The organism is Roseofilum reptotaenium CS-1145 (assembly GCF_028330985.1).
In the GTDB taxonomy this organism is placed as follows: domain Bacteria; phylum Cyanobacteriota; class Cyanobacteriia; order Cyanobacteriales; family Desertifilaceae; genus Roseofilum; species Roseofilum reptotaenium.
This window is the reverse complement of record NZ_JAQMUE010000073.1, coordinates 1-22,404: the sequence shown is the minus strand read 5'-3', so window position 1 is coordinate 22,404 and position 22,404 is coordinate 1. Positions and strand designations below refer to the sequence as shown.

Sequence of the window (22,404 nt, the reverse complement as noted above, 5' to 3'; positions counted from 1 at the left end):
TTCGGGTTCCGGTTGAACAGGTTCGGGTTCCGGTTGAACAGGTTCGGGTTCCGGTTGAACAGGTTCGGGCTCCGGTTGAACAGGTTCGGGCTCCGGTTGAACGGGTTCTGGGTCTGTTACTGGAGATTGAGTAAGATTAATCTTAATTGTGCCTGATAGCGTTCCCAACAAGAAGACTCGTTTCCCTGCAAGCTCGAAGTGTCTAGCAATTGTAATTGTATCGTCAGAATGATCGCAATCGAAAGACCCTCCACAGCGACTAATAATGTAGTCTCTTAAGAGTCCAAAATCAATCGTAAAACTGCCATTTTCAGAGGTAATGGTAATATCTCCAGGTGTGCCTTCTACGCTTCCTGATAAGAGTTCTTCTGTTCTAATATCGCCATAGCTAGAGATAGTAATATCTCCTCCATCCCCCTTACCCAAAACACCCGTGATAATCGAATTGGTGGTAACTGTTCCGTTCTTGCTGGCAATCTCTACATCTCCTCCACTATTATCGCCTGAACTCGAACCAATTGTACCCGTACTAATACGACCTATCTCAATATCTTCTCCAGCAGTAAGGGTAACACCACCACCATTTCCTGTTGTTTCAGCAAAAGCTGTCACTTTTTCAACAGTAATATGTTCGCCAGCTTCTAGGACAATGTTGCCCGCCTTCCCATCTTCTACACCACTGCTTAATTCCCCAGTTTCAATATATCCATCAACAGATCGAATCGTGATATCTCCTCCATCTCCTGGATTGTCGTTCAAGATTCCACTAGAAGTATCAACTCCATTGGTGATGGTTATATTCCCACTCTGAGCAATAATGTCCACATTACCGCCCTGGGCAGGGTTCGTCACTTTTGCGTCAGTACGGGCAGTAATTCCATCCGCGATCGCCACATCCCCTTCACTCCGAATTGTTATATCTCCAGCCGAATATTTTTCCGAATAGGTAGAGAATTTCTCGCCTTCAATATTGCGGCTACTCTCGAGGATAATCTCACCACTATCTCCCACTGCGGATGAAGTGGAAATTGTGCCAATTCTTAGCCCTGCTCCGGAAATACTAACCGGTCCAGCAGTGTAAATTCTATCTCCTGCATCCATGGAAAATGAGCCTTGTCCGTCCTTGTCAGCATCAGCAACAAAGGTTAATCTATATTCAGAGCCTTGTAGCAGATTATCGCTCAGGTTTTCAATGGTGATATTGTTTGTGGCTTCAATCGTGATATCGCTAGTTGCCCACATTTGTTCTAGTTTTTGTTCAGAAATAATCCAATCTTCCTCTGGATTGTCATCCCATAAAATTTTGCCATCCTCTAATTCTGAATCATTCGCTCCCTCTGCTCCATCGACAATGGTCACGTTTTTGGGATCGAATAAAACTTGTCCGGTGTCTCCATTAATTGCGCTTAAATCTAGCTTTCCGTTAAATCTGAGAGCGTTGCGGCTGGAAATTTCGGCAAAACCACCATCCCCACGTTCTAAACCGCCAGTAGCGCTAATTGTTCCGTCAAATCGAGTCAGGTTTTCTGACCAAATGTAGATGTTTCCACCGTCTCCAAGGTGCTGGGAATCAGCATTAAGAAATGAGTTTTGATTGATATAAGTGATATCGGCTGTGGGAAAGGTAGAATTTCCCTTAAAGTCACCGCCGATTCTCAGAGTTCCACCATCAAAGAGTCCGGAAACATCGAGAGTTCCGTCAATGATTCCAATGCGCTCTCCCATGATGTTAATTGTCCCGCCATTTTCGCCGGATGTATTGACAGTTCCGGAGATGATCGAGATTCCATTCACATCGGGAATTTCTACACCACTTCCGGAGAGAACAATTTGCCCTTGTTCGTTAACTTGAAATTGATCGGCATGATCGAGTCCGGAATGGGTGAGGAGTTCGGGAAGCTGGAGGGGTGTGATTTGGGATTCTTCCTGATTCTCATCTAAGGGAATATCGAGGCTTAATAGATGTCCTTCTTGAGTGATTCTAATAATTTGTTGGTTAGGAATGGCGACGATATTGATGGTTCCGCCAGGGGCTTCTAAGGTTCCCATGTTTATCACATTTGCGCCCATTAAAGTAAGATCGGAGCCTTCGGAAAGCTTCAAGTCTCCGAAGTTAACGATACTGCCAAAGCCATTGAGATCGAAGCGAAATTCATTGGGCGTGCCGACGAGTTGACTCCAGTTATTATCGCCTACTGCATTAAACCATTGTCCATTACCAAAGCCAATTGCGGTGGCAGTAGTGGCGATAAAATCGGCGGGAACATTGAGCTGGGCATTGGAACCAAATACAATTCCGGCGGGATTCATAATGAAGAGGTTAGAGTTGCCACCAGAGACTTGAATTAAACCGTTGATAATGGAGGCATTTCCTCCATTGACTCTAGTTAAAATGTTCTGGATTTGGGGAGTACTTATAAAGTTGGCAATTTGCCCTTGAGATAATCCAAGCTGTTCAAGACTATGGAATAGGTTACGTCCGTTTCCGGAAAGTTGTCCACCTTGAATGTTGAATTGATTGCCTTGATGATTGATGATAGTTCCTGTACCATCCATGGCGGGAATGATCGGTTGGGCGAGGGTTTTGGGGGCGAGGCTACAGATTCCTAGGGTGGAGGTGAGAAGGGTAAGGTAAAAATGATGGTTCAGAGAATAGGAGAGTTTCATGGATTTAGGATGGATGCGACAGTATTTTAATTGATGGGTTAACTTTAAAGGATTTCTCTCTTTGATATTGGTAGAGAACTATTTCTCCCATAGAAGAGGGATTTTCTGCTCGAGTATGAGACCAGGTTTTGATGATTCACGAAAAAGTTTTGTGGATGCAAAGGTCGGCAAGGGATCATTCAAGAGTAAAACAATTGCCCCCTGGATTAAACGGTAATATCCAGGATTATTTTCATCAAGGACTAATCAAGTTAGCGTGGTTTTTAAAAGGGGTTAGCCAATGAAAAAATACAAGCAAAAGTGAATGAGAGATTAGGTGACCAAATCCTTTTTGAATATGGGCATTCCTGAAGGCGATCGCACTAATTCACCCCGTTCATTTTTCTCTGTATCACAAAAAACGAATTCTCCTGACTCATTTTTCTGCAAATAGAGTTTGCCATTGACAATTTGGTACACAGGAGGATGAAATTGGGCGATGCCTTGATATTCGACAATGTTGCCTCTAGAGTCGCGAACGACGGGACAAGTGGCGAGATTTCCGTCTGGATCAAAGACAAATTCTTGGGTTTGTGGATCGCGTAAGGGGGTAGGATAAATGGGTAATCCGGAGCCGGTTTTAATTAATTCTCCCGATGCATTGGTTAAGGGAAAGATAAAGACGGGATCGCCCTGGCGATCGCAAATTAAATCCCCAGTGGCGGTATCTCGTAGGGGAATAGCATCTGGATGGGGAGGTGGAGGAGTATCCATTTCCGGATAGGGGGGATGCAGTCGAGGCAGTTCGGTATGGGGAGCAAGTTGATAATGTTTGGTAAATTGGACGGCAGCTTGGGTAAATCCAGAGTGTTTGAGCAAGGCTTGAATACCGCTTTGATCGGCGCTGATGAGCCAGTCGATATCAGTAACGTTGAGTTCTTCGGCTTTGGCGATCGCCATTTTTGCTAAACTCGATCGGGCTTCCGGTTGCCGATGTTCCGGTTTCACATACAACCCCAACACAGAAGCTACCCGACGGGAAATAAACGGACTCTCTAAATCTTGATCCACCGCCAAAGTCTCCGGTAGCTCTGGAGGAGGAGCTTCATCATAGAAATAAATAATCAAGCAACCGGCGATCGCCTCTTCAACCTCCAAAACCCAGGCATAGGTGAGCGGTTTAGCCAATTGATGGCGAATATAAGCATTAAAGTCAAAATTTGGTTTTACCCGCATAGACGGGTCAATTTCTTGGCGCTCTGCGGCAAATTCCGCCCATAGGAGGGCAATTTTCTCTGCATCCTCTAGAGTCGCCAATCGATGGCTATAATTCATGGTTCCATCCCTAATCAAAGTTATGCACTTCTATAGGGATCTCTATTTTTTCGGGGTGATTTTATGCAGATTCCCGAAAATTGTAATAAAACGTCACATTTCTTGGAGGGATAGGGGAATTAGGGACACACTCCAAACCCTGAGATTTCCTCTTCCCCATTACCCAGGCAAAGCCCTATACATCAATTCCAACTTTTTTTCTAGGGTAAACCGGTGGGGTTTATGAATTCCATAACCCTGAGCATAGTTAATACCCAAGGCTTTCACTTCCGCTAAAATTTCTTCATTTTCAATGGATTCAGCAATCGTCTTTAAACCCATCACTTGAGCAATGCGCTGAATTGATTCCACCATCACCCGATTGACTCGATCCTCGATTAAACTCTTAATAAACGTTCCATCAATCTTTAAGTAATCAATCGGCAATTGTTTCAAATAAGTAAACGAGGACATGCCACTGCCAAAATCATCCAAAGCAAATTGACATCCCAATTCTTTTAACTCCGTAATAAACCTGACTGCCTGATTTAAGTGCGTAATGGCAACCGTTTCAGTGATTTCAAACCCAATTAGAGAGGGGGGAATATGATATAACCAAAATTGTTCTTTGAGGAACTTTAAAAACGAAACGTCATTAAAACTTGCCCCCGATAAATTAACCAAATAAATTGGCTTCAAGAATCGATTATATTGAACCCCCGATCCTTGACCAATCTGCTCAGATAACTGTTTAAATAGATTGCGAATCACCCATCGATCGATTTCTGGCATCAGATCGTAACGTTCAGCCGCTGGTAGAAAAGCCATGGGAGGGATAAGAGTTCCCTTGCCATCAATCATCCGAATAAACAGTTCGCCAAAAGGTCGAGTGTTAGACCTGGAATTTAGAGGAACAATTTGTTGGATATACAAACAAAACTGATTCTCTTCTAGGGCACGATTAATGCGAGCAACCCATTGCATATCGCCTTGCCGTTTCACCACTTCTCGATCTTCGATTTGGTAAATATGAATTCGGTTGCGTCCCCCTTCTTTAGCCGCATACATAGCCGTATCAGCGGCACTCAGGGCAATATGTTCATTTTCAATGGATCGATCGATCGGGACTAAGCCAATACTAACTCCTATCGTAAAGAGTTTATCTTCCCAAACGAAGCGAAAACTTTGAATGGTTTCAATGATTTTTTGCGCAACTTTCTGTCCTTCATTCACGGAACAATAATGCAATAATAATCCAAATTCATCTCCGCCTAGACGACCAAAGGTATCGGTTTTGCGAATATTACTTTGTAGAATACCAGTGATTTGACGCAGGAGTTGATCTCCAGCAGAATGGCCACAGGTATCATTAACAATTTTGAATTGATCTAAGTCTAAATAGCATAAAATATGCTGTTGATTCAATTGATGAGTTTCCTCAAGAGCAGCTTTGAGGCATTGCTCAAATTCTCGGCGATTAATTAAACCGGTGAGGGGATCGTGGCTTGCTTGCCAAGAGAGTTGATGGGCGAGGTTACGGGCTGAAGTGACATCTCGGCAAACAATCACGGTTCCCACCAGGAGATTACCCTTTAAGCGAATGGGCGCAATGCACAGTTCAATAATATAATGTTGGCGATCGCTCTTAAAGTACAGGGCGTAGTTCGAGACTTTAACAATTTTTCCTGTCGCCAGGCATTGATGAATCAAGATTTCAATCGGTTTTTGCTTAATATCGCTGTTAGAGAAAATTTCACTAACCGATCTGCCTTGAGTCGCATAACTGCTTAAACCCATCAGTTTTTCTGCGACTGGGTTGAGAGATTCAATTTGGTGATTGACATTGGTGACAATCACTGCATCACCGATAGAATTAAGCGTGATTTGAGCCAGTTCTTTTTCTTGCTGAAGGGCTTCTTCAAGGTTCTGGCGATCGCTAATTTCTTGTTTCAGGCGTAGATTGGCTTGCACCAAATCAGTCGTACGCTGAATCACTCGCTGTTCTAAAGTTTCGTTTGCTTTTCGCAGAGCATCAGAGGATTGTTTCCGTTCAATCGCGTAGCGCAATGATCGTGTCAGCAACTCCGTATTTAACTGTCGTTTGATCAAATAATCCTGTGCCCCTTGACGTACCGCTTCTACCGCTAAGGCACTATCTGTATTATTGGTTAATACAATAATCGGTACATCTGGTACTTTCTCCATCAGAGGATTTAGGGACTCTAGTCCTTGAGCATCTGGTAAACTCAAATCCAGCAAGATTATCTTAAACACCTGCTCTTCTAGTTGATTGAGAGCTTCTGATAACCGACTCACATGGGTAAGCTCAACCTCCATAGAGGGCGCTTGTTTCAAACGCTCTTGTAATAGACGAGCTTCGGCACGATTGTCTTCAATTAAAAGGATCTGAATCTGAACTAAGGGGTCTTCCACCGTCAATCACCCTTCTTAATGAATTTAGATTTTATATTAGAGTTTTTCAACTTATTTCTATATTCTAGAAGGATTCGTCTCAATTAGAACATCAAAGCTTTATTCCATTTACAAAAATTAACAATTTTGGCTAAAACCGTTAGGGATCAAGTCAGAGGAAGGGAAACAGTGCGAAACCAAAACGTTTCAATTTGTTCAACGAGATGAAAAAGTTGTTTCAGATTACTGGGTTTATGAAGATAACAATTGGCATGTAACTGGTAGCTTTCTTGGATATCTTCTGGCCGTTGAGATGTACTTAAAATCAAAATAGGGATATGTTTCAGTTTAGGATCAGTTTTAATTTCTGCTAGCACTTCTCGACCATTTTTGCGAGGTAAATTTAAGTCAAGCAATACCAGATCGGGGAGAAGACGTTCTGTAAATGGAGGTTCAGAACGTAAATAGGCGATCGCATCTACTCCATTATCTACCGATCGAATCTGATACGGCCGAGTAATTTGTTTAAACCCTTCTTGAATTAAACGCACATGGGCAGAATTATCCTCGATCATTAAAATCCGATGAACTTGATCCAAATTAGTCATTTAAATTACAGCCTGTTTTTATTAAAAAATATTAAGGACTTTTAAGTAATAATAACCACGGAGATTAGCAATGTCAAGCCTAATCCGGTTGCACCCTAACCGATGTCGCATCTAGACAGTCTACTTAGGAATAGTAAAATAAAAAGTTGACCCTTGACCCACTTCGGATTCCACCCATATTTTACCCCCATGAACTTCAACTATTTTTTTACAAATAGCCAGTCCAATTCCTGTACCTTCGTATTCTTCGCGGGTATGAAGACGTTGGAAAATGGTAAAAATACGATCCACCATTTCTTTCTCAATACCAATCCCATTATCTTGTACTGAAAACAACCATTCTTCTCTTTCCTCTCGAACTCCAATATGAACCTGGGAAATATCATCCCGGTGAAACTTGAGAGCATTACTAATTAAATTCTGAAACAGTTGTGTTAATTGGGTTGTATCACCCAGAATATCAGGAAGAGAGTCATAGGTAATCTTTGCCTGCACTTCAGCAATCCGAACCTGTAGATTAACCAAACTTCGTTTTAGAATATCTTCTGCATTGATCGCAACAAATTTTTGTCCTTTTCTTCCCACTCTTGAATAAGTCAATAAATCATCAATCAAGCCTTGCATATGGCTTACTCCTTCCACCACAAACCCCAAGAAATCTTTTCCCTCTTGATCGAATTGATCTTCATAGCGCATTTCCAGCAGTTCTACATAACTGGCAATCAGATTCAAGGGTTCTTGTAAATCATGAGATGCAATATAAGCAAACTTTTCTAATTCTGCATTAGATCGCTCTAATTCTCTCGTTAACTTCGACAACTCATCCACTTGATTTAAGATAATATGAATTAGAGATTTTCTCAATTCTTTTGCCGCTTCAATTTCATGGTTTTTCCAGGGCAAAGATGTACCGCGAATGATTTCTTTCCAGGCTTCAAAAGAATTCCGAGGCAATAGCTTTAGTTGGTTATTTTCATCCCGAATTTCTTGCTTTTCATACGGATTGCCGCCCCAAGTAATGGTCTGTAAAACTTCTGGTCGAAACCAGAGGAGGTAATTTTCTTTGGAAATATGCACTGCCAATAAACCGACGGCTATTTTCTCAAAAACCTCTGCTTGAGGATAGACTTTAGACAAACATTGAGTATAAAAAAGATCGTCTTTTAGATGACAATCTAGCCATTCAATGAGCTGTGTAATATCTTTTTCTTCTGGGGTTAGGCCCAGAGTAATATACGATCCATTCCAGAAAATAGCAGCCCCTTGAGCATTCACTAAATCCAATAAATTGGGTTGATGATTGACCAAACCATCAATAAAGGTATGATCTCGACCCATGAAGGCCAGAAGTTGAGATTGAACGCTACTTGACTCAACTCGATATTCATAAATTTGATGATCGGTTTTGGTACTCAACTCTATGGAAAACAATTGACAAATAAATTCTCCAACTTGCCTCACTTCATGGGATATATATTTCGGGCTAGAATGATGGCAAGATACTAATCCCCATAACTTTCCTTCCTTCTTTAAAGACAAAACTAAACTGGCCCTCACTCCCATATTTTTGAGATATTCCTGATGACAGCTTGTATGTCCCCGTAGAATAGAATGGGTTAAATCCAAAGATGGCTCGTTAATAGATGATTGATCGGATAGTATGGGGACGGTCTTAGATTGAATATCTGGAATCATCCTAGACCAAATCTTCTCTAATATTTCCAAACAAAATTGAGTATCTTGTTTGGGAAAATGCAAACCCAGAAAGGGTTCTATCTCAGCATTTTTAGCTTCGGCAATAACTTGTCCATTAAACTCTTGATCGTATTGGTAAATCATCACTCGATCGAATTGAGTGATTCTTTTGATCTCTTGTGCCAGGGTTTCACATGACCGTTGTAAATCCGTGTCTACCTTGAGTTTTTTACTGATTTCTTGCGTGAGTTCTAAGGTTAACCCCATATCAGATGATTTCCCGGATCGGTTGCTTTCAAATTCCAGAATAATCAGATTATCTAAATTGCGATGAATGGAAACAGATAGTACTTTACGGAATGGCTTTTGACTTTTTAGTCTGGCATGAATCATGAAGCTCGAAGATTCAGAAAGTTTAGCAATCTCTTTTTTTAAGCGCTTTCGAGATATGAGTATGTCCACACTTTGACCCAGTAATTCTTGTGGAGGCAGTCCACAGAGGTCTTCAATATTCTCGCTGGCATAAACAACTCTGAAATTCTGTTCTTCCAGAGCTATTAAAAATCCATGGTTTTGAATACAGCCGATACGAGCAATATCTTGTTCGTAGGGAGGAATTTCTCTGCCATAATTGAGTAACATAGGATCTCTCCGAGGACAAATCAAAAAGAGAAAGGATCAAGAGTAAAAGAGGATTTGAGCGATCGCCAATCCAAGAGCAATCCCCAAAACACCTAGAGTCGCGATGTAATCTAAGGGATCAATTGATGAGGTATATTTTAACATGCTACGACTGTAACCATACCCCCGCAAACGCATAGCCTGATACACTCGCTCTGACTGCTCATAGGTTCTCACCAACAAGGTTCCCATTAAAGCGGCTAAGGTTTGAATGTTCCGCCAACTGAATCGCTTGGGGTTAAACCCCCGCAAACGAGACGCTATTTTTAGTGTTGTCAGGCGATCGCCAAATTCTGTTAAATAACGATAGCTCAAAAGCATCATATCCCCCAAAACCAAAGGCAACCCCAATTGTCCCATCGCCTTAATCATGATTAAAAATGGAGCTGTCCCAAACAAAATTAAAGCCAATACCAAAATACAGAAAAACCGTACACTGATTAAAATGACGGCCAAACATCCCTCTAAACGCACGGAAACGACTCCCCATTCCCACAGCACGGTTTCTCCAGCAATAAAGGGTAAAAAGATCACAATGCCCAACAAAAACCAGCCCGGATAGCGCAAACGTTGACCTAAAAAAGACCAGGGCAGCCGAGAAATAACGTAGAAGACCAATGTTATTCCTAACATTACGGGTAACAAGATTAAAGATTGAATCCCTGAAAACGAAAAAATTAACCCCATTAATCCAATGAACTTACATCGAGGTTCCCAGCGATGCACAGGAGAGTTGAGATCGGCGTAAGTATCGAGTTCTAATCTCATATCGCATGTTTTATTTTTAACTTTTGATTTTTATATCAAATCCTGATATGCTTACTACAAATGCCTACTGTAGAGAGAGGAAAATGATATTCATTGAGATGAGGCCTTAAAAAAGACACAAATAACACCAAAAAAATTCTGGGTTTTCTGTGTCTGAGTGATTTTTGGGATTTGAAGAGTTATACTCTCTACACCAGATTAATCTGGGGAGTCTAACTTCACGTTCAATCTGAGGAGGAACCTCTACTTAAAACTACTTAGATCTTAGTAGCGATCTCTGCGCCGTCCTCCTCCTCCTCTGTTATCCTCACGGGGTTTAGCCTTGTTGACTCTAAGCTGGCGACCCATCCATTCTGCCCCATCAAGGCTGGAAATAGCACTTTCTTCTTCTGCATCCTCTTGCATATCTACGAAAGCAAAACCCCTGATACGTCCCGTTTCCCGGTCAGTCGGTAAAGTGACTCGCTTGACGGAACCGTAGTCTGTAAAAACGACCCTGAGATCGTCTTCTGTGGCATCATAGGATAAATTACCGATATAAATGGTCATGAATTACCTCTAGAACGAATGGATTAGGTGTATACATTGATCTAGCACTTCCCATGGGCTAGGGTCACAGTTGAAGACCCGATCGCCCTCTCCAGTTAATTAAGGCACAATTACTGGTTAATTAACTGGATAATGAAGTGCTAAAGTAGCAGATAAGCCTTTGAACAAATCAGCTTGATCGGAATCTAAAACGTTGGAGCGACAGAAGATCCAGTCTGTCAGAGCACTCTGATTATGGCTGAATCCTCTCATGGATCTTACGTTTTAGTAGCGTGAACGGGAAAATCCTTTATTATTTGACCGTTGTTCACGGGGTTTGGCTTTATTCACTTTCAAAATTCGATCCATCCATTCAGCGCCGTCAAGTTCATCAATAGCTTTGTCTTCATCAGCTTCAGTTTCCATTTCCACAAAACCAAAGCCACGCTTACGTCCAGTTTCCTTATCAACGGGCAAACTCACCCGCGTTACACTGCCATATTCAGTAAAGACCTCTCTAACATCCTCTTCGTTGACTTTATAAGATAAATTACCAATATAAACGGACATGCGATACCTCCGGAATCATTTAGGTGCAGAAGTTGCTATTCGGAGATACGCCAAGCATTAACACAAACACAGTGATCTACCGATTTTAGTCTTCAGTAGACAGTTTAGCACAGACCAGAGCTGATATAGCTGCTTGATGAAGATTCTTTTCTCGGCCAACTGTGTTGGTTAAAAATAGGTTGGCGACCCCCCGATCAAAAGCTGACCTAATTCTTTTTGGCGATCGCCCTACCATTGATTTTTAACCTCACTTTGTTATCCTACTCTTCTTGGTGTTAAAACCCCCGATTGCGATTTCCACCACGGGGTTCACGAGGTTTAGCCTTATTGACTTTGATCACTCTACCCATCCACTCGGCTCCATCAAGGGCCTCTATTGCCGCTTCCTCTTCTGTCTCCGAAGTCATCTCTACAAAAGCAAAGCCGCGCTTCTTCCCTGATTCACGGTCAAGAGGCAAAGACACTTTGTCCACCGTTCCATAATCTTCAAATATCTCTCTGATATCCTCTTCACTGGCCTGAAAAGAAAGATTACCAACATATACAGTCATGCATTACCTCTAGAATCAATAGCAAATAGAAGTTTTAGATTCGGATCTTACCCTTCAAGCCAATGTAAGCGAACCAAGGGATCTACCGATCAAAGTCTTCACCCCTTAGTTTAGCATGGGGCAACAATTATGAATCATAATTAATTTTCCTTTACTTTAGCTCTAAGCGTCACCTTCTAGGTCTGCTCTTGGCGGAGCTTCAACGTCAGGATTTCCCAAGGTTGAATCTCTAACGGGGTATTTCCATCCTCTTCTTCTAATAAATTAACCCGGTTTCCATAATCAAGACCTAGGTTGTTTTTCACGTCTATACGCTCAGTTTTTCCTTGAGACTCATAACCTCTAACGATCCAATGGTACGGATTATCTTCAGATTTCTTAAGAGCCGTCAAAATCCAAGCACTTGATGAGAACGCTAAATAACTGATTCTGGTCTTCTCACTTCCGGGTTGATCGCGATTCAATAAGGGACAGGAATAAACTTGTAAAGGACAATTCAATTCATATCCCCGTTGGACTGTTCCTGCTGCTTCCCAACTGCCCCCATGGGGATAGAGTGCATACTTAAATTCATGCTCTCCTAAATCGGCTTCTGGATCGGGCCAAGTTGAACCGCGCAGTAAACTTAATCGCAGTTGATCCGGATGGGGATCGTACCCTGACTTATAATCGGTTAGTACACTAACACCATAATTTTGAACCTCATCTGTTAGATCTGCCCAGTTGAGAGCAGGCACTTCCCATTTTGCCTGATCTTGCTCAGTCTTGAAATGGGTAGAACGGCGAATTGCACCACAAGGAATTTCATACGTCATATAATCGGCTTGTAGCTGTACTGGAAAGCTTACTTTCAAAAGCGTGTGACGTTCTTGCCAATTCACACCAGTGGTAATTCTCAGTTGATTGTCATTCCCCAATAACGTATAATACTGAGTGATTTTAGACTGTCCAATCGTGCGAACCACTTTAATCGTTTTCACCAGTTCTCCATAGCTTTCCCAGTCCATTGATTCTAATTGTGTTGGTGGCAAAGGGAACTTCTGATAATCGGGATCAATATTCCAAGCATCCCAATATTGCCCTTGATCGACAAAGGCTTGTAGTTGATTTCCTAAACCCCTAAGGACTGAGCGATGATTCGGGCGATCGCACAATTCTAGGATATCCCCAGTTGCCGGATCGAGGGTGACTTCAAGGGATTCATTTTTCAGCGTAAACTCCTTGGGATAATCCACCGATAAAACCGGTTCAGTATTCGGCACGAACCAAACCAGTTGATAGCCCACTGAAGGAATATTCGGAGTCAAGAAGTAGATTAAGTTATTTTCAATTTGACTGACCCATTCTTGTCCATCTGTATCCAAAATCTTAGCCGACAGAATCCCTTCTGGCAAAGTCATAGACACGACCTCAGAACGGAACCAGTTGAGGGGATTGAAAATTAGGAGGGGTTGTGCCCCCAAAGTTGGAGGTTCGGGAAGGGAAATTTGAGAGGCAATCGCCCCTAAAGCCTGCTGAATGATTTCTTCTGTTATTTCAATAACCTGTTGCCATTCCTGATTCGCTTCTTGAAAGACTTCCGGAATTGAAGACCCCGGTAAAATATCATGAAATTGATTAAATAATACTGATTTCCAAGCCTGCTCTAATCTGACTTGAGGATAGTCGTATCCCGTTAATAAACTGGCACAACTTGACCAGAGTTCCGCTTGATATAATAACCGCTCGCAACAACGGTTATAAAATTTCTGATCGGCGTGACTGGTATAACAGCCTCGATGAAACTCTAAGTATAATTCATCTGCCCAAATGGGATAGTCTTTTTCTTGTGCTAAATGGTCTAAATAAGTGTGAGCTGTGGTGAACTGAAGGCGGGGGAAAAGACGAGATTCCTGCGATCGCCTCGCGACCTCCAGCATATCCCGACTCGGGCCCCCTCCATGATCGCCAACTCCTGGTAAACCAAGGACTTGTGCTTTCCCTGTCCTCTCTTTGCTCTCCATGGCATAACGGGTTAACTTGACCCGATCAATCCCTTCACCAATGGGTGCAGACATCAGACTTAATATCTGAGTGCCATCCAAACCTTGCCAGAAAAATACTTCATAGGGAAACTCATTGGTATCATTCCAACGGAGTTTTTGAGTCACAAAATAATCCATCTTTCCTGACTTGAGAATTTGCGGTAGTTGCCAACAAAATCCAAAACTATCGGGCAACCAAGCGACCCGGTTAAGTACTCCAAATTGTTCGCGAATATAGCGTTGTCCATATAAGACTTGACGAATAATTGATTCGCCACTAACTAAATTAAATTCGGGTTCAACCCACAAGCCAGCAATGATTTCCCATCTGCCCTCGCGAACTCGATTTTTGATCGTATTAAATAAATGGGGTTGATGATGTTCGAGCCAAGCATACAAGGCGGGAGTAGAATGACCAAAGGTAAGCTCAGGGAATTCTGCCTGCAACTGCAACACGGATGTAAACGTTCGCTTTGCTGCTTCCCAGGTTTCGGACACCGGCCATAGCCAAGCTAAGTCGAGATGAGCATGGCCGAGGAGAAAAATCTGGGGACTAGGGGGAAGATTAAGGGAGAATAGACGATCGCCAAGTGCCTCTAACTGACGATTAAACTCAGGGCGATCGCCAACCTTAGACCAGTCTAATCTGGAAATTGCCCCCATCAACCCCTCTAAAAACTCCGGATCATCCGTTCCAGACAAAAACAAACTTTCTAGCTCATCGGCAATAAACCCCGGATCGACCGCTGTTTGCCCCTCAAACAGGGCTAAACTTCGGACCATAGCCCCCGGATCGTGCCCCGGACTCACCAAGCGTACAGCCAAATTAAACTCCATTCCAGGGACAACTTCTGGACTCAATAAAATCCGAGTGGCACAATCAAACAGATCCCCTTCCTGGACACATTCTCCATTCACAAACACCTGCGCTACCTCTGCCCACCACATCAGGCTCCATCTGAGGCATAATCCTTCTAGGGGATATCCTTGCAACTGTGCAGGAACAGTAAACCGTTGTCCAAACCAGAGGACTTGACCTTTTTCCCAAGCCACATGACCTTTAGTATTAATCTCAACGGGACTCCAGGACGACCAAATATTAGGATCAACCCCCTGGTTGATGGGAAGCTCGTCAGAGCAGCATAACCATTGAGATTGTAGATCCAAGCAAGTGAGCGATCTCAACCGATCCAGCGTTTGTTGAAATAAAGTCATAAATTAGTAATTGGTAAGTGGTAATTGCCCATCCTCTCCACCCCGTCCCCTTATCACAAATGCTATAGAATAAAACAATCATATGGGTTAAGAGGGGAAAACATGACTCTTGGCGATCGCTATCAAAGTCGGATTTTAAATACGTTTCAATACCATTCTCAGCAATGGATTGACCGGGGAAGCCGCGCCCTCCGCCACCTGAAAGTAGCCGCAGAATGGACGCTCCAAGTCATGGTTTATCCCATTTATTGGATCTTCCAAAGCGGGCGCACCATTAATCATCAATTTCAGCAGAACGTCACCCCTTGGCTGAACTCCCCAGAACCCCAAGACTCAGAACCCGATACCTCCATTTTGGAAATTTTACAGGAAGTCACCCAACTCAACCCACCGGTTAAACTTCCTTCTCTGGTTCAACCGACTCCCTCAAGTCCCTATCCTGTTTCTAAACAACTGCTGCAAGGTATTGCCAGTCAACTCGACTCGGGCAAATTAGTCCTCATCTCCCAAACCAATCAAACCCTTGATATTTTAACGCCCCAACAGCAGCAAACCATTCAACAAGCGATCGTCCAAAAACTCCTCCCCCCTTCCGCAACTTCCCTACCTCATATTCCCTTATCTATCCTTGCTCAATGCCCCCACCTATTTCCGCCCATACGGCGCTTTTGGCAACTGATGGCTTGGATGGAGCAAAGTGAAGTTGCTCTAGCCATTGATAGCTTTGGTGAATCTCAAACCCACCAACCCCAGCCTATTCCCCAACTGAATACCTTGAGCATTAACGCCCCTTGGCTGACTTCTTTAGATCTCCATCCTCCTACAGGCTTTAACTCTAATCGCTCATCCGAACAACGCTCTAAACCCAAAACTCCCTCCCCCCAACCCATCGCCCAAACCGCATTTATCAAAACCGATGATCCATGGTTAAGCTCAGAAGAGTTATTTGGTACAATTGGCGATCGCACCGAACCCTCATCCATCAGTCAACCGCAAGCGTCCAGTACTCCAGAATCTGCACCAGATTATATTGAAACTCAAGCCACTGGCCATGAATATATCCTATCGCCCACGGAAAAATTCTTGCTCTGGCTCGATCACCTCTTTCTTAAAGTAGAAGAACAGGTGATTAAAGTCTTACGTTGGCTCAATGAAGAAGTGTAAATGGGTAATGGCTAATGATTAACGCTCCCTTCGACTCCGCTCAGGGAGCACCTTCGTTTGCGTGTCCCCCCCATCCTGCCCATCCTCTACTAGGTTTTTCAGCCAAATTTCGATATGATAATCCAAAGCCTATCTGTTCGGAGAAACATAAATGCTCACGCTCAAAATCGTTGTTAATATTATTGTGCTTTTCTTTGCAGCTTTATTTGTATTTGGGTTCCTATCGAGTGACCCATCTCGTAACCCTGGTCGTCGCGACTTGGAATAGTCATTTTTGGGTTAGAATACGGAAATATCCGTTAATTATTGTGAATTGCGCTACTTGATGCTCTCCAGGTAGCGCAATCTCTTGAGCAAATCAGATCAAGTCCGTTGAATCAATTATAGTGACAGGTAGGGTAGGCAAGGCGTAGAGTCATCGACGCTGAATCAATAGCTATTGATATCAATTACAAATTTTTGAAGATTCGTCATCGTTTAAAATGCCATCTAAAATTGAAGCAGTGAAAATATGGCAGAGATTATTTTCAAAACTGACCAACCAGAGGAAGTGAAGGAACTGCTTAAAAAGGAGATCGCTGCCGAACTCTACAGGTGAGAAAACAGCAAAAAAATGGCCAGAAAGCGGCTGGATTATTTTGAAGAGAAATATCAACAGCGATCGAGCCAGTTCCAGGATACACTCGCAGCAGAAGATATGGAAGGTGGAGACTTAGAATATGTCGAGTGGATGAGAGAATATCAGTTTTTTTTAGAACTGGAGGAAACAATTAAGAGTCTCAAGAGTTGAGAGTATGTCAGTTAACGATTATCCAGAGTGAATTACCCATGATTGATGAAATTGTGGATGAGGTGATTGATAACTTCACTTAATTTAACCCACGTTTTCCTACGATATGGAAAAGCCAACTGGGAATTAAAACAAATTCAAAATAGCGATCGCTTTTCGGTTAATATACAAATAGGGGCAAATTTGCGCTTTTAAGACCCTCTTGGGTTTCGAGGTATCGAGATGAAGATGAAACGTAGGGCGATCGCCCAAGATACGCTCAACATTCTGAAAACTGGCTCTTATCATGGGGAACAAGGGCAAATCATCAAGATCGAGCAGGAGATTAAAGCCTGTTTAGCAGGAACAAGATACTATGAACCCGAAGCTCTAATTACCATTGAAAAGCAGGTTCTTCCTTCGGCTCCCCAGTTTGAGAATACTGAATTTGTGGTTAGAAATGAAATGACGTTGTCCGGTGCAGAGCGTCTCGCGCGATCGCAAGAGTTTGAAAAAATTGGGGTGCTTAATTTTGCCTCCTCTAAAAATCCCGGAGGTGGATTCCTCAATGGCGCTCACGCTCAGGAAGAAAGTTTAGCTCGCAGTTCGGCACTGTACCAAAGTTTAACTCGATGCCGCCAATACTACGACTATCACCGCGCCCATCGCGATCTCTTATACTCCAATCGGATGATTTATTCAGCCCATTGTCCTGTTTTTCGCCAAGATGATGGTACCTTGCTAGAGGCTCCCTATCTGGTTGATTTTATTACTAGTCCGGCTCCGAATGCTGGGGCAATAACCCGGAATAATCCCAAACAGCTCCAACACATTCCCGAAGTATTGCGCGATCGCACCAGTAAAGTCTTGACTCTAGCGGCACATCACGGTTGCGATACTTTAGTCTTAGGGGCTTGGGGATGTGGCGTTTTTAGGAATAATCCTGCACAGGTTGCCCAAACTTTTGCTGACTTTCTTTTACCCCATCAACCCTTTTGGGGACGATTCAAAAGCGTATTATTCTCCGTACTCTCCTCGAACAAACAGCAACACATTTTAGCTGAATTTGAACACCGATTTAGTTCCACCTCATAGAAGTTTCAAAAAAAACGATCGCTCTCTATTCTTCTTCCCAATCTTCAGCCGTTAAAAGTGCTTGTTTACTATGACGAACGTGAATCACATCTTAGTACAGGACAAAAAGCTTGAAAAGAAGAGGCAGATCGGGTTTCATCAGAATTAGCTACTTCATCAGAAACCCCATGAACCACTATAGCCAATTAAAGCAAGCTCTCCAACCCCATTTGGGATGGCATAGAGCCAGAGTATCCTTTGTGGTCGATACTCTCGAAGAAAGGCAATAGCAACAGCGATGAGAGAATCAGATTGATTGAAGCCTTTGATCGTCTTTTCCCTGATGCTGAAATTGCCTTCATCTGTGGAGATCGGGAGTTTATCGGAAAGGCTTGGGTGAGATACTTGCTGCTATCGCCTTCTATGGCTTTCCGGCTCAGGATTCGACAGAGCGATCGCATTGAACACAAGGGAAAGTGCTTACCGGTCCGAGTTCTCTTTTCTCATTTGAGAAAGGGTGAGTCTCAACAACTGCAAGGGGATGCGTCTTGATGATGGTCAGCTTCTGGTTGTCATTAGTCCTCAGGGCAGTAAAGGAATTGTTGACGATTATGCTTTGCGTTGGGGGATTGAAACCCTCTTTGGCATTTTCACTCCTCGTGGTTTTTGCCTGGAATCAACTCACTTGACTGAACCCGAGCGTCTGCGAAAACTCTTTGCTCTTTTAACTTTAGCCTTATGGGCAGTCTCTACGGATGGGTTTATTTCTCCATCAGATTGAGCCTTTATCTGTGAAAAAACATGGACGCAGAGCCAAAAACTTATTTCGTCTCGGGTCTCGGTTTCGATCATCTTCGTCACTTCGTCCTTCATCCTCAATCAAAGCATCCTTTGGATTTTAACCACTCTTTACAGTTTTTGTCCTGTACTTAGGATGGGACTACTTGGTCGATGCCTTATTAAGCGCAACTTCATAGAGAAATGGCATGAGAAGTTATGATTTAAATACTTACATTTAGGAATTATATCAGGGTAAGCTCCAGAAGTTTTTAATGTTAGTTTAATGCCAAAAAAAAGAATAAAATATGGTGTTTTATCCTCAAATATCAAAATAATATTCTCTAAATGGTAGCATCCTTTACCAATCTGGTCAAACCGATTCTCAAGTCATTGTCTGCTCATGACTACCCAGTTCTCAACTCTCGCCTCTTCTTTGAAATCTGGTTGAATTTCTTACTCGATAATAGTTTGACTAGTATGGGAGGGTTGTTCTACCGATTGAATCATACAGATATTAAGGTTGATAGTTAATAGGGACGACCATCTTTATGGGTAAAAGACCATGCTCCATCTTCTAATTGAGTGCCTTTGAGATCGTTATTTGGGTAGTTTACTTCATCTCCTGGGGTGCGATCGCCAATTTCTAAGTAAACGACGAGTTCCTTGGTGCGATTAATTAGTTGATGAGCAACACCATCTCCTGCTTTAAACCCCATACAGTCTCCAGGATTGAGTCGATATTCTTGTTCATTAATTAACAGAGTGGGGGTTCCCGAAACGATGTATATAAATTCATCTTGTTTAGTATGATGATGGAGCAGAGCAGACATTCCACCCGGTGCTAGTTCTGTTAAATTGACTCCAAAATTTTCGATCTCGAAGTGATCTCCCAATTTTCTTTTGCTTCGTCCTTCCATAAGGGAAGTAAAAGGGACAGGATAGAACGTCTTTTTAGAGCATATAGGAATAGATGTAGCCGGGGTTGGTTTGAGGCTCACAGCAATAACTTGGATAAGATGGTAATTATTTTAGTATACCGGATCAAGAACTTTCTCAGCAAGAGGAATCGAGACACATCTATATTTTAGAATCAAGAGTTTCTCAATTGCCAAACCGTAATTAAAAATAGGGGAAAGAGATTCCACACGAGAGGCACAAATTGACGGCGAATGGGGCGAAATCCTTGAGATTCGAGATAGGCTTCGACTTCGTATCCGGTATGATAATGATCGAGGGGCTTTTCAATATTAAAGACGGTTCGTAATCCTTGATAAATCCAGTTTTCGGTGGGCAAAGAGGTGATTAAAACACCCGTGGGTTTGAGCCAGGATTTTATCGGATTTGTGGGCAGGGATAAGTCTTGGAAGTGTTCGAGAACATCTGCTGCAATAATGGCATCGAAGGATTGGGCCGGCAGGTTGACTTGACTGACATCTTGCTTGATAATCTCAATATTGGGCAAGTTATAGCGATCGATGACTTGATGGGCTTCCCGATCTTCGAGATCGAGGAAAAAGACGCGATCAAACGCTTCGGCTAATGTCGGCAAGAAAATGCCTCCACCCCCGCCAAAATCCAGACAAGTTTCTCGTTTAACATGAATATTTTGCAAGAGTGAGTATATTAATCTGAGCCGCATCCAGAAGACGGCTCTGACTAAAGTTATTTTAGAATAGTAGAGGGTGGGAATACGGTCATTATCTGTGGCAATTTGGGCTAAAAAATTCGGATCAAGTTGAATAAACATCTAAGAATCTTTTTGATAAATTTGGAGGAGGATATCAGAGGGGCATTTATGAATGAGAGGGTAGATGATAACCAACGCTACATAGAGTATAGCAGACATCAGCCACCCAGAGCTTTTATCCATACGTAACCGTTGCCAAAGTCCCTTGATTTGAATAGTTTCTAGAGTTTGACTCTGGAGTAGTTTAAACCCATAGGGAGTTACATAGTGTTCTAAGTTCTGGGGATTGACATAAATCAGATGGGGAAATGGATATTGTTTCTGCCACAATCTATCCCAAGGGTTAGTATATCCGATTTGAGCTAGTTTTTTAGCTATTTTGAAGAAGATCCCTTGACTATTCGGGATGTTAATGATCAGTTTGTCGCCAGGGTTGAGGTGATGATAACAAGCTTGGAAAATAGCAGGTAAATTAGGTAAATGTTCAAGGGAATCATTAAAGGACATGATATCATAGCGTGCTGAGTCTTCTAAGCAGTCGGGAAAATAGCCAATTTTAATGGTGTGTCCTTCGGCAATTCCCTGTAAAGCAACCGATTCTTCCGGTTCAATTCCTACCGCTTCCATTCCCCGCTGTGTGGCTGCTTCCAGGAACCATCCATAGGCACATCCAACATCACAAAGATGCTGATTTCCTAAGGGGCCATGGGTTTTCAAAAGGTCAAGAATTGTATTAAAATTACTGAGGCGCAGTTGTTTTAATCCTTGGGCGCGATTTTCTTCAATAATGGTTTCTGAGTGCTGTGTGACATCAGCGTTGAAATCAGAAACCCAGATATCGCACTGTTCGCAGTATAATAGACTTGGCGATCGCCAGGGTTTAAGAGGTGCTTGACAAACGGGACATTCTTTCATCTTTTAGTGTAATCTACGATGCTTTTAATGGATTGCTAGTTTCTTGATTTAATGATTGATGGATATAATCTTCTAAGTGAGTAAGTTTGACAAGACTTAAGCCATGTAATTTATCTAAAATCTCCATTTCTTGCTACAGCCAGTTATCTATATTATAAGCAACAATCAGAGCATACTTCCTTTTCTGTCATTTTCCGAAAATTAAGATAGAAGCTCAATGGCTAAAACTGAGACATAGTAATAACTATTACTAAAATTGTGGCTAATAACCGTTGGTCATGAACTCTCGTATGTTCCAGATTATAGCCTCCAGTTTTACGATTTTTGAACATTGTTTTTATTCCCCATGGACATGATCGGTGAATTTTCCACCATGAGATTGTCCAAAACAGATGAGAAGCTCTGTGGGATTACCCTGACTAATGAGACTACCAGTTGGATTGTTTTTTCCTATCTTTGAGGATAGAATGCCACATTCTATCCTCTTTCTTTCGAGATTAAGCTAACATTCAACACTTCTGCTGGTAGACTACTGCTTCCTTTTTTACTCAACAGTTCCCAATATACTAGTAGGGTATAACTCCCCCACACTAGGCTTAACATTATCACATTTCTTTCTATTAGCTTCTATCTAAGACTAAAATGGGCTTTGAGTATTTTCTGGTATAATTCAGGGAACATTTGAATTTTTGGTGGTCTCTACCAGATCACTTTACATCTTTTAGCGTTCGCGAAGCGACTCTGTAGGAGTATCGCAAGTTTTCAGTTGATGTTTTCAGAAAAATACTACCGAAAAAGGTCGCGATAGCGGCCTCTGAGCTGCCTTGTCACCCCTTGAGAGATTTCCTATTGATTGAACTTGGCAAGTGATATCAAGTCCGATGAATAAGTTACGATATAAATGAAGAGTGTCCAAGCAAAGCAATGCCCCGACTCCTTAAGATAGTCCCCCACCAGAGTAGAGAGTCCCTGGGCGTAGCCTACCATCAAGCAAAAGAGGGCC

Annotated in this window: 17 protein-coding genes and 2 pseudogenes; 6 read left to right on the top strand and 13 right to left on the bottom strand. The window is 42.5% G+C overall.

Annotation, left to right across the window (positions count from 1 at the left end; genetic code table 11):
• The 10 genes from PN466_RS12575 to PN466_RS12530 form a co-directional block, all read right to left on the bottom strand.
• Positions 1 to 2,667 (bottom strand): filamentous hemagglutinin N-terminal domain-containing protein (locus PN466_RS12575; RefSeq protein ID WP_271939982.1); only part of this gene is annotated, 2,667 nt, incomplete at its 3' end.
• 312 nt (positions 2,668 to 2,979) lie between these two features.
• On the bottom strand, positions 2,980 to 3,981 hold the full coding sequence (locus PN466_RS12570) for a GNAT family N-acetyltransferase (protein WP_271939981.1): 1,002 nt from the start codon (positions 3,979 to 3,981) through the stop codon (positions 2,980 to 2,982).
• Positions 3,982 to 4,140: 159 nt separating this feature from the next.
• The gene (locus PN466_RS12565; protein ID WP_271939983.1) at positions 4,141 to 6,393 is read right to left on the bottom strand and encodes an EAL domain-containing protein; all 2,253 of its coding nucleotides are present in this window, start codon (positions 6,391 to 6,393) and stop codon (positions 4,141 to 4,143) included.
• A 146-nt stretch (positions 6,394 to 6,539) separates the two neighbouring features.
• Positions 6,540 to 6,980 carry a response regulator gene (locus PN466_RS12560; protein WP_271939980.1) on the bottom strand — a complete coding sequence of 147 codons (441 nt, stop codon included), beginning with the start codon at positions 6,978 to 6,980 and terminating at the stop codon, positions 6,540 to 6,542.
• A 120-nt stretch (positions 6,981 to 7,100) separates the two neighbouring features.
• A complete protein-coding gene (locus tag PN466_RS12555) occupies positions 7,101 to 9,317 on the bottom strand; it encodes an ATP-binding protein (protein WP_271939979.1) in 2,217 nt (738 codons plus the stop codon).
• A 36-nt stretch (positions 9,318 to 9,353) separates the two neighbouring features.
• A complete protein-coding gene (gene cbiQ / locus PN466_RS12550) occupies positions 9,354 to 10,124 on the bottom strand; it encodes a cobalt ECF transporter T component CbiQ (protein ID WP_271939978.1) in 771 nt (256 codons plus the stop codon).
• A 264-nt stretch (positions 10,125 to 10,388) separates the two neighbouring features.
• Complete coding sequence (locus PN466_RS12545) at positions 10,389 to 10,673, bottom strand: RNA recognition motif domain-containing protein (RefSeq protein ID WP_271939977.1); 285 nt, start codon at positions 10,671 to 10,673, stop codon at positions 10,389 to 10,391.
• 264 nt (positions 10,674 to 10,937) lie between these two features.
• The gene (locus PN466_RS12540) at positions 10,938 to 11,222 is read right to left on the bottom strand and encodes an RNA recognition motif domain-containing protein (RefSeq protein ID WP_271939976.1); all 285 of its coding nucleotides are present in this window, start codon (positions 11,220 to 11,222) and stop codon (positions 10,938 to 10,940) included.
• Positions 11,223 to 11,497: 275 nt separating this feature from the next.
• Positions 11,498 to 11,773: an RNA recognition motif domain-containing protein gene (locus PN466_RS12535; protein ID WP_271939975.1), complete on the bottom strand. Its 276-nt coding sequence runs from the start codon at positions 11,771 to 11,773 to the stop codon at positions 11,498 to 11,500.
• A gap of 176 nt (positions 11,774 to 11,949) precedes the next feature.
• Positions 11,950 to 15,012 (bottom strand): alpha-mannosidase, encoded by a 3,063-nt coding sequence (locus PN466_RS12530; protein ID WP_271939974.1) that lies wholly within the window; start codon positions 15,010 to 15,012, stop codon positions 11,950 to 11,952.
• Between the two features lie 102 nt (positions 15,013 to 15,114).
• On the opposite strand from PN466_RS12530, the gene PN466_RS12525 reads away from it, so the two are divergent.
• The 6 genes and pseudogenes from PN466_RS12525 to PN466_RS12500 all read left to right on the top strand — a co-directional run.
• Positions 15,115 to 16,176: a hypothetical protein gene (locus PN466_RS12525; protein ID WP_271939973.1), complete on the top strand. Its 1,062-nt coding sequence runs from the start codon at positions 15,115 to 15,117 to the stop codon at positions 16,174 to 16,176.
• A 151-nt stretch (positions 16,177 to 16,327) separates the two neighbouring features.
• Positions 16,328 to 16,444, top strand: a complete 117-nt coding sequence (locus tag PN466_RS12520; RefSeq protein WP_271939972.1) for a photosystem II reaction center protein I — start codon at positions 16,328 to 16,330, stop codon at positions 16,442 to 16,444.
• 345 nt (positions 16,445 to 16,789) lie between these two features.
• A complete protein-coding gene (locus PN466_RS12515; RefSeq protein WP_271939971.1) occupies positions 16,790 to 16,966 on the top strand; it encodes a hypothetical protein in 177 nt (58 codons plus the stop codon).
• Positions 16,967 to 17,188: 222 nt separating this feature from the next.
• Entirely contained in the window at positions 17,189 to 18,040 is an 852-nt protein-coding gene (locus PN466_RS12510) for a TIGR02452 family protein (protein ID WP_271939970.1), read from the top strand.
• Positions 18,041 to 18,277: 237 nt separating this feature from the next.
• Positions 18,278 to 18,952 (top strand): annotated as a pseudogene (locus tag PN466_RS12505) (transposase); the annotation flags it as partial.
• 192 nt (positions 18,953 to 19,144) lie between these two features.
• Positions 19,145 to 19,324, top strand: a pseudogene (locus PN466_RS12500) (hypothetical protein); the annotation flags it as partial.
• A 2-nt stretch (positions 19,325 to 19,326) separates the two neighbouring features.
• Here the strand turns inward: PN466_RS12500 and PN466_RS12495 are convergent.
• The 3 genes from PN466_RS12495 to PN466_RS12485 all read right to left on the bottom strand — a co-directional run bounded on the left by PN466_RS12495 (position 19,327) and on the right by PN466_RS12485 (position 21,401).
• On the bottom strand, positions 19,327 to 19,797 hold the full coding sequence (locus PN466_RS12495; protein ID WP_390889995.1) for a cupin domain-containing protein: 471 nt from the start codon (positions 19,795 to 19,797) through the stop codon (positions 19,327 to 19,329).
• Between the two features lie 92 nt (positions 19,798 to 19,889).
• Complete coding sequence (locus PN466_RS12490) at positions 19,890 to 20,546, bottom strand: class I SAM-dependent methyltransferase (protein ID WP_271939968.1); 657 nt, start codon at positions 20,544 to 20,546, stop codon at positions 19,890 to 19,892.
• Complete coding sequence (locus tag PN466_RS12485) at positions 20,547 to 21,401, bottom strand: class I SAM-dependent methyltransferase (RefSeq protein ID WP_271939967.1); 855 nt, start codon at positions 21,399 to 21,401, stop codon at positions 20,547 to 20,549.
• Positions 21,402 to 22,404: the final 1,003 nt, after the last annotated feature.